This is a genomic window from Streptomyces sp. N35 (assembly GCF_016464295.1).
Taxonomy (GTDB): Bacteria; Actinomycetota; Actinomycetes; order Streptomycetales; family Streptomycetaceae; genus Streptomyces.
Genome location: NZ_JAEIMH010000144.1, coordinates 312 through 13,115, shown reverse-complemented (window position 1 = coordinate 13,115; position 12,804 = coordinate 312). Strand labels below are relative to the sequence as shown.

At 71.7% G+C, this 12,804-nt stretch carries 11 protein-coding genes; 2 read left to right on the top strand and 9 right to left on the bottom strand.

The annotated features are described in order from the left end of the window. Window positions 1-122: 122 nt before the first annotated feature. The 3 genes from JAO81_RS40280 to JAO81_RS40270 form a co-directional block, all read right to left on the bottom strand. Window positions 123-1,475 (bottom strand): NAD(P)/FAD-dependent oxidoreductase, encoded by a 1,353-nt coding sequence (locus tag JAO81_RS40280; protein WP_199552972.1) that lies wholly within the window; start codon window positions 1,473-1,475, stop codon window positions 123-125. A gap of 395 nt (window positions 1,476-1,870) precedes the next feature. Beyond that, window positions 1,871-2,779 carry a TIGR01777 family oxidoreductase gene (locus JAO81_RS40275; protein ID WP_199552971.1) on the bottom strand — a complete coding sequence of 303 codons (909 nt, stop codon included), beginning with the start codon at window positions 2,777-2,779 and terminating at the stop codon, window positions 1,871-1,873. 259 nt (window positions 2,780-3,038) lie between these two features. Then, entirely contained in the window at window positions 3,039-3,530 is a 492-nt protein-coding gene (locus tag JAO81_RS40270; RefSeq protein WP_199552970.1) for a GNAT family N-acetyltransferase, read from the bottom strand. Window positions 3,531-3,686: 156 nt separating this feature from the next. Between JAO81_RS40270 and JAO81_RS40265 the strand changes: the two genes are divergently transcribed. Then, window positions 3,687-4,805 (top strand): PP2C family protein-serine/threonine phosphatase, encoded by a 1,119-nt coding sequence (locus JAO81_RS40265; RefSeq protein ID WP_374194420.1) that lies wholly within the window; start codon window positions 3,687-3,689, stop codon window positions 4,803-4,805. 88 nt (window positions 4,806-4,893) lie between these two features. Here the strand turns inward: JAO81_RS40265 and JAO81_RS40260 are convergent, their stop codons facing one another. Beyond that, window positions 4,894-5,415, bottom strand: coding sequence for a DUF4240 domain-containing protein (locus JAO81_RS40260; RefSeq protein WP_199552974.1), 522 nt, complete (start codon window positions 5,413-5,415; stop codon window positions 4,894-4,896). 175 nt (window positions 5,416-5,590) lie between these two features. On the opposite strand from JAO81_RS40260, the gene JAO81_RS40255 reads away from it, so the two are divergent. After that, entirely contained in the window at window positions 5,591-6,517 is a 927-nt protein-coding gene (locus tag JAO81_RS40255; protein ID WP_199552969.1) for an SDR family oxidoreductase, read from the top strand. Window positions 6,518-6,542: 25 nt separating this feature from the next. On the opposite strand, the gene JAO81_RS40250 is transcribed toward JAO81_RS40255, so the two are convergent. From JAO81_RS40250 to JAO81_RS40230, 5 genes are all read right to left on the bottom strand, one after another. Beyond that, window positions 6,543-7,538 (bottom strand): YafY family protein, encoded by a 996-nt coding sequence (locus JAO81_RS40250; RefSeq protein WP_199552968.1) that lies wholly within the window; start codon window positions 7,536-7,538, stop codon window positions 6,543-6,545. A gap of 188 nt (window positions 7,539-7,726) precedes the next feature. Then, entirely contained in the window at window positions 7,727-10,411 is a 2,685-nt protein-coding gene (gene aceE / locus JAO81_RS40245; RefSeq protein ID WP_199552967.1) for a pyruvate dehydrogenase (acetyl-transferring), homodimeric type, read from the bottom strand. Between the two features lie 313 nt (window positions 10,412-10,724). Continuing rightward, window positions 10,725-11,081 carry a hypothetical protein gene (locus JAO81_RS40240; RefSeq protein WP_199552966.1) on the bottom strand — a complete coding sequence of 119 codons (357 nt, stop codon included), beginning with the start codon at window positions 11,079-11,081 and terminating at the stop codon, window positions 10,725-10,727. A gap of 98 nt (window positions 11,082-11,179) precedes the next feature. Beyond that, a complete protein-coding gene (locus JAO81_RS40235) occupies window positions 11,180-11,812 on the bottom strand; it encodes a GntR family transcriptional regulator (RefSeq protein ID WP_199552965.1) in 633 nt (210 codons plus the stop codon). 176 nt (window positions 11,813-11,988) lie between these two features. Further along, on the bottom strand, window positions 11,989-12,804 hold an 816-nt coding region (locus JAO81_RS40230; RefSeq protein WP_233416594.1), incomplete at its 5' end, for a 2-oxo acid dehydrogenase subunit E2.

The following is a 12,804-nucleotide window of genomic DNA, read 5'->3' as shown; positions in this document are numbered from 1 at the left end:
GGGGCGAAGCCCCGGTTTCGGGAAGGGGCGGGTAGGGGAAATGAGCCCGCCGCAGGCGCCACCCACCCGCACCCGACAGCGAGACCGCACCCCAGCCGCACCCGACAGCGAGACCGCACCCCTCAAGCCGCCACCAACGCACCCTCCTCCACGGACGCGGGCTGGACCCCCAGATCCCGCAGCACCGCATGCGCCGCGCGGCGGCCCGAGAAGAGGGCGCCCTGGACCGTGCTCGTGTCGCGGTGGTCGCCGCAGGCGTACAGGCCGGACAGGAGGCGCACCGGGCGGCGCAGGTCGTGCGGGGCGGGCATGGTGGGGATCGCCTCGGGGTCGTGGTGGACGGCGAGCAGGTCCCAGTCGGTGGTGGAGATGCCGTAGAGCCGGGCGAGGTGGGCGCGGACCTCCGCCTGCGGGGGCGGCGGTCCGAGGACCACCGAGGTGATCAGCGGGCGGCCCGCGGGCGCGCGCGAGGGGTCGACCTCGCTGAGTACCGCGGTGTGCGCGACCGGGCCGGACCGGTCGGCGTCCAGGATCAGGGCCGGCTCCGCGAGGGGGGCGTGCGGCGCCGTGTGGTGCAGGACCGTCACCGGGTGGAAGTCCGGCATCCGCAGGCCGGGGAGCAGCTCGGCGGCCTGGCGCGCGCCGGTGGCCAGGACGACGCCGCGGCAGGTGAGTTCGCCGTGGTCGGCCGTACGGACGGAGGTCGTCGATATGTCGACCGCCTTCACGCCGGTACGGATCGTGCCGGGCGGGAGCGCGGCGGCGAGCAGGCGGGGCAGGGTCTGCGCGCCGCCCGCCGGAACGCAGAGGCGGCCGCGCGCGTAACCACGCAGAGCCAGGTCGGCGCAGTGGCTCGACGTGGTGAGCCCGGGGTCGCAGAGAAGTGCGGAGAGCAGGGGGCGCAGGAACGTTTCCACCGTGCGGTTCGGCAGGCCCCGGGACAACAGCGCGTCGAGCGCCGGGAGTTCGGGACGGGCCAGCACACGGTCCACCGGGGTGGCGGCGAGGCGGGTGAACGCCGCGCCGAGCCGCGCCTGGTCCAGCGGACCGCCGAGCGGCGTCCGCGCCGTACGGGAACGGACCCGGGGGGCGCTCGCCAGGGCGCGCGCCGCAGTGAGTGCGCCCCTCGCGCTACGGCCGGTGGGCGGGCCGGTCCGCAGTGTGGTCCTGGGCTCCCAACTGCGTTGCAGACGGCCTTCGTTGTGCACGAGCACGCCTGGCGAGAAGGGGCGCAGTTCGAGTGCGTCGAGGCCCGGCGTGCGGCGCAGCTCCGGATACGAGGTGGAGAGGAGCTGTCCGATCCGGTCGAGCCGGAAGCCGTCGACCTGCTCGGTCGCCATCCGTCCGCCCACGTCCGGGGCCGCTTCGAGCACGAGGACGCTCACGCCTGCGCCGGTCAGCTGCAAGGCCGCCGAGAGGCCGGCTGCTCCGGCCCCCACGATGATGACGTCGGCGTGGTGTGTGGGCTCCAGCACGTGTGCCTCCCGGAGTTGAGTGGCCGCGGGGACCTCATGCCCCCGACTCGGGGCGGGGATACCCGAGTTCGGCTCGAAGGGTAGGCGGGCTCGGCTTCGGGTTGTAGTCGCGCGCGGGCAGAGCGTGGTCGCATGGGACCCTGCGGCCGTGCGCCCTCGCGGCACGGAGTGCCTCGGCCGTGGCCCCGCCGGACGGCACGGCAGCCTTCGCCGTGGCCCCGCCGGTCGGCACGGCAGCCTTCGCCGTGGCCCCGCCGGTCGGCACGGCACCCCTCGCCGTGGCCCCGCCGGTCGGCACGGCGCCCCTCGCCGTAGCCCCGCGGGTCAGCACGGCGCCCCACGGCCGAGGCGTTGCCCGCTCCCCGTAGCGCTTTCCGCCGCCGCGGCGCCTCCCGCTAGCGCAGCGCCGCCCCCACAGCCTCACCGATCGTCGGGAACGCAAACGTGAAACCCGAGTCCAACAGCCGGGCCGGCAGCACCCGTTGGCTGCACAGCACGTCGGAGGCCATCTCGCCCAGGACGATCCGCAGCGCCGGGGCCGGGGCCGTGAACAGGGTCGGGCGGTGCAGTGCGCGCCCCATCGCCGCGGTGATCTCGCGGTTCGTGACCGGTTCCGGAGCCGTGAGGTTCACCGGACCCGACAGTTCCGCCGTATCGATCAGGTGGCGCAGCGCGGCGACCTCGTCGTGCAGGGCGATGAAGCTCCAGTACTGGCGTCCGTCGCCCAGACGCCCGCCGAGCCCGGCCTTGAACAGCGGGAACATCCGGCCCCACGCCCCGCCCTTGCGCGCCACCACCAGGCCGCTGCGTGCGAAGACCGTACGGATCCCGGCCTCGACGGCCGCCCCCGCGGCCTCCTCCCACGCCACGCACATGGACGGCAGGAAACCCTCGCCCGCGGGCGCGTTCTCGTCGACGGCGTGCTCGCCCGTATCGCCGTAATAGCCGATGGCGCTGCCGTTCACGAAGACCCGCGGCGGTTCGTCGAGCGCCGCGATCGCCTCCGCGAGGGCGGCGGTGCCCAGGACGCGGCTGTCGCGGAGCTCCTTCTTGTACGCGGCGGTCCAGCGGCGGTCGCCGACGCCCGCGGCGGCCAGATTGACCACGGCGTCGCAGCCGGCCAGGCCCGCCGCGTGCACGTACTGGCGCTTGGGGTCCCATTCGGCCTCGTTCGCGGTACGGGCCGGTCTGCGGACCAGACGTACCACCTCATGGCCATCGGCCTCGAGCGAGCGGGTCAGGGCCGTGCCGATCAGGCCGGAGGCGCCGGCCACGGCGATACGGAGCTGCGACGGCTGGGTCATGGGCCCATCCTGCCCACTGGACGGCCGTCAGGCCACGCCCCGCACCTGCCCCGGGTCGGTCAGGCGATGCCCCGCACCTGCCCGGGTCGGTCAGGCCACGCCCCGCACCAGCCCCCGGTCGGTCAGGCCACGCCCCGCACCAGCCCCCGGTCGGTCAGGCCGCCCCGCACCAGCCCCGGATCGGTCAGGCGGCGCCCGATACCCGCCTCGGACCGGTCGGACCCTACCCCGCGCACCCCCTCACACCGCCACACCCACATCAGCCGGCGAGCGCCCGCCCCATCAGCACATCGTCGACATACTCACCGTCGAGCAGGAACTCCCCGGGCAGCACGCCCTCGATCTCGAACCCCTCGGACTCGTACAGGCGGCGGGCCGGAGCGTTGTGTCCGAGGACCCGCAGTGTCATCCGCCGGGCGCCCCGCTCGGCGGCCCAGGCGCACGCGGACCGGATGAGCGCGCGGGCCACGCCCTTGCCGCGGGCCCGGTCGGCGACCGCGATGCCCTGGATCTGGCGCACATGGAGGCTGGCGGGCAGCGGGGTGGGCGGCACCACCCGGATGTATCCGGCGACCTCGCCGTCCACCTCCGCGACCAGGTACTGCTCCGGCTCATGCCGTGCGTCGAAGAAGGGGGCGTCCGGCTCCGGCCGCGGCTGCACCGCGTGCAGCGACGACCAGGTGTCGTGGTCGATCCGGGCGAGCGCGGTCTCGTCGGTGCGGCGGGCGGAGCGTATGAGGGGCGAGGACATCGGGCCACTGTACGGCGGGCCTCCCGGCGTCCGGCAGGGCCCCGGGTGCGGCCGACCGCCGCGCGGGTGAGGCTGACAGATGTGATCCGCCGCGCAGCAGCCACCGACTCCGGGACCGCTTCGCGCCCGGGCCGCAGGCGCGGGCTCGCCGAAATCCTGCTGCCGGCGCCCGAGGATCTTGACGGGACCTTCGGTCTCGACGGCGCGCGCCCGAAGCCCGCCCGCTGGCTGCGGCTGCTGCCCCTGGTCCTGATCGTCGCCCTCGTCATCCTGCAGGAGACCACCCCGAGCAACTTCGAACTGGGCTTCCTGCTCGCCGCCACCCCTCCGCTCGCCGCTCTCGCCTACGGTCCCGCCGCGACCGCGCTGTTCGGGGTGATGGTCGTCGTGCTGCTCTCGCTGCCGGGCCTGCGCTGGGAGCACCCCGGCAACGGGGACGCGCTCACCGTCACCTTCGTCGCGCTGCTCAGCGTGATCATCGCCTGGGTGCGCAGCCGGCGCGACGCCCAGCTCGTGACGGTGCGCACCGTGGCGGAGGCCGCGCAGCTGGCGGTGCTGCCGCCGCTCGCGCCCCACGTGGGTCCGGTGCGGTGCGCGGCGCTCTACCGGGCGGCGCAGCGGGGCGCGCTGATCGGCGGCGATCTCTACGACGTACGGCAAGGCCCTCATGGCGTACGGGCGTTGGTGGCCGATGTGCAGGGGCACGGGCTCGCGGCGGTGGGGACGGTCGCGGCGCTGCTCGGGGCGTTCCGCGAGGCGGTGCTCGACGAACCCGGCCTCGCCGGGGTGGCCGCACGGCTCGACCGGCGGCTCGTGGTGGATTCCGCGGACGCCGGGGAGGCGGCGCACTGCGAGCTGTTTGCGACAGCGATGCTTCTGGAGTTCCCGCCGGAGGGCTCTTCGGTACGGATCCTTTCCTGCGGGCATCCGCCGCCGCTGCTGCTCCGCGGCGGCTCGGCGAAGGAACTGCCCGTACTGCCCGGGGCGCCGCTGGGGCTCGATCTGGCCGCCTACTCGGCACCGCCCGTACTGAGCCTCACGCTCCTGCCTGGTGACCAGTTGCTGGTGCACACGGACGGTGTGACAGAGGCGCGGAACGCGGCCGGGGCGTACTACCCGCTGGCGTCACGGCTCGCGGAGCTGCCGGAGGCGTCCGGGGAGGACCAGGCGGCGCTGGCGGAGGCGGTGTGGCGGGACGTCTGCGGCTTCGCGGAAGCGATTCGGGACGATGTGGCGCTGCTGGTGCTGGCGCGGAGATGTCCGCCGCAGGAGTAAGGGACGCCCGCGACCCGGCACTGGCGCCCGCGACCCGGCACTGGCGCCCGCAACCCGACACTGACGGAACCCGGAACCCGGCCCGGCCTCACTCCTCCGCGAACCGCTCCCACAGCCTCGGGAAGTACCGCGCCAGAGCCGCATCGTCCTCGAAGTCGATCGGCGTCCCCTCCGGCTCCGCGGGCGCAGCCGGGATGCCGAGGTCCGGCGCGACCACACCGGTCAGCTGCTCGTACGCCTCGTCCGCCGCGTACCCCAGCTCCTCGCCGTCGCCGTCGATCTCCTCGTCGAACGCGTCGAGCAGCTCCGCCAGCGAGTCCGGATCGTGCAGCGCGCCCTCGAACACCTCGCGCCCCTGCCCGATCAGCCAGCACCGGAAGTAGTCGAACGCGTCGTCGCTGGCCCCGTCGAGCAGCACGCTCGCCGCGCCCCACAGATCCCAGCGGTACGCGCGGTTGTAGCGCGCCTCGAAATGGCGGGCGAAGTCGAGCACGGACTCCGGGTCGAGCTGAAGGAGCCGCTCCACGAGCAGCTCGGCGTGGTCCTCGGGGTCGCCCTCGGCGGCCTCGCGGGTGGTGTCGATCAGCTCCCAGAACTCCGTCTCGTCCATCACGGGTCAAGCATCGGCCCTGCCGCCACGGGACGCACGCGGAGTGTTGGTCTTGTTATCCGGGACACCTCGAGCGGAGCGCGGGGAAAGTCCGACGGAAAGCGCGAGGAAGTCCGACGGTAAGCGCGGGGAAAGTCCGACAGAAGATGTCCGGATTGGCTGTCACGCTCGACGTATGCAGACAACGAAGCAGGACCTGACCGGGAAGATCGCTCTCGTCGCCGGAGCCACCCGCGGCGCGGGCCGGACGATCGCCGTCGAGCTGGGGCGCGGGGGCGCCACCGTGTACGTCACGGGACGGACCACCCGTACGCAGGTCAGCGAGGTCGGCCGGGCCGACGAGACGATCGAGGGGACCGCGGACCTCGTCACGGAGGCGGGCGGCAAGGGGATCGCCGTGCCGACCGACCACCTGGACCCCGGCCAGGTGCGGGCCCTGGTCGAGCGGATCGACCAGGAGCAGGGACGCCTCGACATCCTGGTCAACGACGTCTGGGGCGGCAACTACCTGCTCGACTTCGACACGAAGATGTGGGACGTCGACCTGGAGCGCGGTCTGCGCATGCTGGACCTCGGTGTCCGCACGCACCTCATCACGAGCAACATCGCGCTGCCGCTCCTCGTCCGTAACCCCGGGGGCCTGGTCATCGAGGTCACCGACGGCACGGCCGAGGCGAACAAGGACCTCATGCCGGCCCGCAACCTCTACTACGACCTGGCCAAGAACGCGCCGATCCGGATGGCCTTCCTGCTCGGTCATGAACTCGAGTCGGCCGGCGGCACCGCCGTCGTGGTCACCCCGGGGTTCATCCGTTCCGAGGAGATGCTCGACGCCTTCAAGCTCACCGAGGAGACCTGGCGCGAGGGCATCGAGCGCCAGGAGCACTGGGACCTGTCCGAGACGCCGGTGTACGTGGCGCGCGGAATCGCCGCACTCGCCGCCGACCCGGACCGCGCGCGCTGGAACACGCGGTCGCTGTCCAGCGGCCGGCTCGCGCGCGAATACGGGGTCACGGACCAGGACGGCAGCCGTCCCGACTTCTGGGCGTTCTACGCGGCGCAGAAGGCGGGGGAGGAGCCGAAGAGCGCGGACTACCGCTGACGGACTACCGCTGACGGACCGCCGCTTACGAGGGGGCCGGCCCGCGATGGCCGCCCCCCTCGTACAGCCGCACCATCTCCCGCGCCCCCGCCACGAACCGCTCCCGCAGCTCGGGTGGCGCCAGGATCTCCACCTCCGGTCCCAGGACGACCAGTTGGGTGTACGCGACCTCGGCCGACACGACCGAGAGCGTGACCGCCACCCACCACGAGCCGCCGGGCTCACCGCCCGCCGGCGCTCCGGCGACCGCCTGCTTGTCGGTCACGTGCGGCAGTCGCCGTACACCTGACTCCGACAGGCGCAGCCGGACCTCCGCCCGCAGGATCGAGCGGGCGAACTGCGCCGCACGCTCCTCCCAGAAGCCGGGCAGATCGAACTCCTCGTCCCGTTCGAACCGTTCCTCGTCCACGGCGACATGCGTGAAGCGGTCGATCCGGTACACCCGGAATCCCGACCCGGGCACGCGGGCGCACAGGTACCAGACGCCTGCCTTCAGTACGAGCCCGTACGGCTCCAACTCCCGTTCCACTTCCGCGTCCCGGCGCCCGTAGCGGGCCTTGAGCCGCCGGTCGTCCCAGACCGCGTCGGCGATCGCGGGAAGCGGCTCGGGTGTCTGCGGCTCGTGGTACCAGCCGGGGGCGTCCAGATGGAAGCGCTGGGCCGCGCTCTGCTCGGCGTCCCGCAGCGAGGGCAGCAGCGCCGCGGAGACCTTGAGCCGCGCGGCCGATGCGGTGTCCTCGAGCCCCATCTCCCGCAGCGCACCGGGCACTCCGGACAGAAACAGCGCCTCGGCCTCGGACCGCCCGAGCCCGGTCAACCGCGTCCGGTACCCGCCGATCAGCCGGTACCCACCGAGCCGCCCCCGGTCCGAGTACACCGGAATCCCCGCTTCGGCGAGCGCCTGCGCGTCCCGCGTCACGGTCCGCTCGGAGACCTCCAGCTCACGGGCGAGTTCGGCGGCGGTCATGGAGGGCCGTGCCTGAAGCAGAAGCACCATCTTGATGAGACGGGCGGCACGCATATCTAGCCCCTCCGGCGTTTGAGGAGATCCGAACGAAGTTCGGATGTGCCGGGGGCGACGAAGAGGAGCCCTCGGATACCCCGGGATACCCGCACCCACCCACTCCAACCCACGCGCCCCCGTAACGCAAGCGGCCCCCCACCGCACCAAGTGCGACAGGGGACCGCTGCCCAAAGCGAGCCGAGGGCTCAGAGCCCGTAACGCTCCCGCGCTTCCTTGACCGCCGAGGCCGGCACCTCGCCGCGGCGGGCGAGCTGGGCCAGGGAGGCGACCACGATCGACTCGGCGTCGATGCCGAAGTGGCGGCGGGCCGCGTCGCGGGTGTCCGAGAGGCCGAAGCCGTCGGCGCCGAGCGAGGTGTAGTCCTGCTCGACCCACTGCGCGATCTGGTCCGGGACCTGGCGCATGTAGTCGCTGACCGCGAGCACCGGGGTGCTGATGCCGTCGAGCGCCTTGCGCAGGTACGGGGTGCGCTCCTCGCCGCGCAGGATGGCCGCGTCGGCCTCCAGGGCGTCACGGCGCAGCTCGGTCCACGAGGTGGCGGACCACACGTCGGCCGATACGCCCCACTCCTCGGCGAGCATCTTCTGGGCCTTGAGGGTCCAGTGGATGGCCGTACCGGCGCCGATCAGCTGGATGCCGGGCGCGTTCGCCGGGACCGACACACCGGCCGACTCGGCGGTGTTGAAGCGGTACAGACCGCGCACGATGCCCTCGTCGACGCCCGAGGGCTTCGCGGGCTGCGGCATCGGCTCGTTGTAGACGGTCAGGTAGTAGAAGATGTCCTCCGGCTGCTCGCCGTACATCCTCTTCAGGCCGTCCTTGACGATCGCCGAGACCTCGTACGCGAACGCCGGGTCGTAGGTGAGCGCCGCCGGGTTGGTGGCCGCGATCATCGGCGAGTGGCCGTCGGCGTGCTGCAGACCCTCACCGGTCAGGGTGGTGCGGCCGGCGGTGGCGCCGATCAGGAAGCCCTTGCCGAGCTGGTCGGCGAGCTGCCACATCTGGTCGGCCGTGCGCTGCCAGCCGAACATCGAGTAGAAGATGTAGAACGGGATCATCGTCTCGCCGTGCGTGGAGTACGCGGTGGACGCGGCGATGAAGTCGGCCATCGAACCGGCCTCGGTGATCCCCTCGTTGAGGATCTGGCCGTCCTTGGCCTCGCGGTAGTACATCAGCTGGTCGCGGTCGACCGGCTCGTACGTCTGGCCCTTGGGCGAGTAGATGCCGAGCGACGGGAAGAGCGACTCCATACCGAAGGTACGGGCCTCGTCCGGGACGATCGGCACCCAGCGCTTGCCGGTCTCCTTGTCCCGCATCAGGTCCTTGACCAGGCGTACGAACGCCATGGTCGTGGCGACCGACTGCGTGCCGGAGCCCTTGTCGAAGGACGCGAAGGCCTTCTCGGACTGCGCGGGCAGCGGACCGACGGCGTGCATACGACGGGTCGGGGCCGGACCGCCGAGGGCCGCGCGGCGCTCCTGGAGGTAACGGACCTCGGGGGCGTCGGCGCCCGGGTGGCCGTAAGGCACCTGGCCGTCGACGAACTGGCTGTCGCTGATCGGCAGTTCAAGAAGGTCACGCATGTTCTTGAACTCGTCGTTCGTCAGCTTCTTCATCTGGTGGTTCGCGTTCTTCGACGCGAAGCCCTCACCGAGGGTGAAGCCCTTGACGGTCTGCGCCAGGATCACGGTCGGCGCACCCTTGTGGGCGAGCGCGGCCTTGTACGCGGCGTAGACCTTGCGCGGCTCGTGGCCACCGCGCGACAGGTGGAAGCACTCGAGGATCTTGTCGTCGGAGAGCAGCTTCGCCATCTCGACGAGCGCCGGGTCCTTGCCGAAGAAGTCCTCGCGGATGTACGCGGCGTCGCGGGTCTGGTACGTCTGCACCTGCGCGTCCGGCACCTCGCGGATGCGGCGGACGAGGGCGCCGGTGGTGTCGAGCTTGAACAGCTCGTCCCAGGCGTTGCCCCACAGGGACTTCACGACGTTCCAGCCGGCGCCGCGGAACTGGGCCTCCAGCTCCTGCACGATCTTGAAGTTGGCGCGGACGGGGCCGTCGAGGCGCTGCAGGTTGCAGTTGATGACGAAGGTCAGGTTGTCCAGACCCTCGCGGCTCGCCAGTGCGAGTGCCGCGGTCGACTCGGGCTCGTCCATCTCGCCGTCACCGAGGAACGCCCACACGTGGGACTGCGAGACGTCCTTGATGCCGCGGTTGGTCAGGTAGCGGTTGAAGCGCGCCTGGTAGATCGCGGAGAGCGGGCCGAGACCCATGGAGACGGTCGGGAACTCCCACAGCCACGGCAGACGCCGCGGGTGCGGGTACGAGGGGAGGCCCTTGCCGCCGGCCTCCTGGCGGAAGTGGTCGAGGTGCGACTCGCTGAGCCGGCCGTCGAGGAACGCGCGGGCGTAGATGCCGGGCGACGCGTGGCCCTGGACGTAGATCTGGTCGCCGGAGCCGTCCTGCTCCTTGCCGCGGAAGAAGTGGTTGAAGCCGGTCTCGTACAGCCAGGCCGCGGACGCGAAGGTCGCGATGTGGCCGCCGACGCCGTACTTGCTTCCCCGGGTCACCATCGCGGCCGCGTTCCAGCGGTTCCACGCGGTGATCTTGCGCTCCATCTCCTCGTCGCCCTGGATCGTGGGCTCGGCGGAGGTGGGGATCGTGTTGACGTAGTCCGTCTCCAGCAGACGGGGGAGGGCGAGGCCCGCCTCCTCGGCGTGCTGGAGGGTGCGGCGCATCAGGTACTCGGCGCGGTGCGCACCGGCGTGCTCGCTCACCGCGTCCAGGGAGGCCGCCCACTCGGCGGTCTCCTCCGGGTCGCGGTCCGGCAGCTGGTCGAGCTGGCTCGGGAGCTTGCCTACGGGGTCGGTCATGTTCGCCGCCTTCCGGACAGGATCTCCTCCTGTCCGCATCGGCCGGTGGTCGGTCGTACGTCAGGAGAGACGGGGTGTTGATGGGCCCTGGCTGGCAGGACAGGGCGAGGACTGTGTGCAGTCCGCCGTCGAGAGTAAGCCGCTGATCGATGATCGATCAAAGCGTTGAAGGCAAAAACTTCTCGATAACGAGAAGTCGGCACGGGGTGTCAGCTTGACGGGCACAGGGTGCCGGGCATAACGGGCATACGGGGCGCTACTTTGCGGATGTCCGGGCGCAGTTGAGCGGGTGGTGACCTGCGCACTCGGTTCTTCAGAAGCCGGGCGGGACCCGGTCCTGCGGCCCGTCGGCGGGCGCCACCGCACGGTCCTCCCACTGCGCGCTCTCCGTCACGGAGAGGTCGGTCGAGTCCGAGACGAGCTCCGCGATCTGCAGGGTGCACTCCCACTTCGAGACCTTGCCTTTGATCACGACCAGGTAGGAATCACGGTCGGCGAGGCGGTACACCTGGCGCCACTGCTCGACGAGGCGGACGGAGGGCCGGTAGGAGTGCAGGGCGGCCCGCAGCTCCTCCAGTGCCTCGCTCCTGGTCTCCAGCCCACGGCGGACGAACTCGGTCCTGTACGTCTCGCCGTACTGGTACTGCGCGATCACCGTCCAGCGGCCCATGCCCACACCCCCTCGATGCCGCCGCCCTTGTACGGGCCGGCGGCGCATCGGTCCATCATCCACGGACCGGCGGCGAACCGGCGGAAAGGAGAAGGGATTCAGTCCGCCGCAGGCGCCGGCGCGCACCCGAGCACGTGGTCCTTGACCAGCTGCCCGATCCCCGGATCCCGCCGCAGAAACGCGTCCACCAGAGCCTGGTGCTCCTCCGCGTAGGACTGCTGGACCGTGCCCAGCCAGCGGATCGACAGCGCGGTGAAGACCTCGATGCCCAGGCCCTCCCAGGTGTGCAGGAGCACCGAGTTGCCCGCCGCGCGGACCATCTCCCGGTGGAAGGCGACCGTGTGCCGGACCTGGCCCGTACCGTCCGCCTCGCGGTCGGCCACGTACAGCGCCTCGACATGGGGCGAGAGCGCCGAGCAGTCGGCCGCCAGCTTCTCCGCCGCCAGCTCCGCCGCGATCTGCTCGAGACCCGCCCGTACGGGATAGGACTCCTCCAGATCGGCCGCGGACAGATTCCGCACCCGCACACCCTTGTTGGGCGCCGACTCGATCAGGCGCAGGGACTCCAGCTCGCGCAGCGCCTCGCGTACGGGCGTCTGGCTGACCTCGAGCTCGACGGCGATGCGGCGCTCCACGATCCGCTCGCCGGGCTGCCAGCGCCCGCTCACGATGCCCTCCACGATGTGCTCGCGGATCTGCTCGCGCAGCGATTGGACGACAGGCGCGGTCATGCGGTGGCTCCTTCTGCGAGGGCGCGAACCCTGCGTGCGCGGGCTCGACCCCCAAACAATACGGCTGTGCCCCCGTCCGGAAACCTCCGGACGGGGGCACAGATGGCACTGAGTGACGAGCCTTACACGGCTCGACGGTGCATCTCGGCCGATTACCGACCGAGTCGCAGACCGCGTTACAGGCCGAGCTCGACCTCGAACTCGCCGGCCTCGAGGATCTGCTTGACCGTGGTCAGGTAGCGGGCGGCGTCCGCGCCGTCCACCAGACGGTGGTCGTACGACAGGGTCAGGTAGACCATGTCGCGGATGGCGATCGTCTCGCCGAGGTCCGGGTGGTTGATGACCACCGGACGCTTGACGGTGGCGCCGATGCCGAGGATGCCGACCTGGTTCGGGGGCACGATGATCGTGTCGAACAGGGCGCCGCGCGAACCGGTGTTGGAGATGGTGAAGGTCGCACCGGACAGCTCGTCCGGGGTGATCTTGTTGCCACGGACCTTGCCGGCGAGCTCGGCGGTCTTCTTGGAGATGCCCGCCAGGTTGAGGTCGCCCGCACCCTTGATGACCGGGGTCATCAGGCCCTTCTCGGAGTCCACGGCGATGCCGATGTTCTCCGAGTCGTGGTACGTGATCGTGCCCTCGTCCTCGTTGATCCGGGCGTTGACGACCGCGTGGGCCTTCAGCGCCTGGGCCGCGGCCTTGACGAAGAACGGCATCGGGGACAGCTTGACGCCCTCACGGGCGGCGAAGGAGTCCTTGGCCTTGGCGCGCAGCTTCATGATCTTGGTGACATCCACCTCGACCATGGAGGACAGCTGAGCCTGGCCGTGCAGCGCCTTCATCATGTTGTCGCCGATGACCTTGCGCATGCGGGTCATCTTGACGGTCTGACCGCGCAGTTCGGACGCCTCGATGGCCGGGGCCTTCGCGGCGGCCGGAGCCTTGGCGGCCGGGGCGGCAGCCCGGGCGGGGGGCCTCGCGGGCCCGGCGGG

Bases quoted from the DNA above. Each gene is read 5' to 3' on its own strand.
- JAO81_RS40260 (WP_199552974.1), bottom strand. From the start codon at position 5,415: ATGGACGAGACGGAGTTCTGGGAGCTGATCGACACCACCCGCGAGGCC.
- JAO81_RS40250 (WP_199552968.1), bottom strand. From the start codon at position 7,538: ATGCGTGCCGCCCGTCTCATCAAGATGGTGCTTCTGCTTCAGGCACGG.
- JAO81_RS40275 (WP_199552971.1), bottom strand. From the start codon at position 2,779: ATGACCCAGCCGTCGCAGCTCCGTATCGCCGTGGCCGGCGCCTCCGGC.
- JAO81_RS40270 (WP_199552970.1), bottom strand. From the start codon at position 3,530: ATGTCCTCGCCCCTCATACGCTCCGCCCGCCGCACCGACGAGACCGCG.
- aceE (WP_199552967.1), bottom strand. From the start codon at position 10,411: ATGACCGACCCCGTAGGCAAGCTCCCGAGCCAGCTCGACCAGCTGCCG.
- JAO81_RS40255 (WP_199552969.1), top strand. From the start codon at position 5,591: ATGCAGACAACGAAGCAGGACCTGACCGGGAAGATCGCTCTCGTCGCC.
- JAO81_RS40235 (WP_199552965.1), bottom strand. From the start codon at position 11,812: ATGACCGCGCCTGTCGTCCAATCGCTGCGCGAGCAGATCCGCGAGCAC.
- JAO81_RS40240 (WP_199552966.1), bottom strand. From the start codon at position 11,081: ATGGGCCGCTGGACGGTGATCGCGCAGTACCAGTACGGCGAGACGTAC.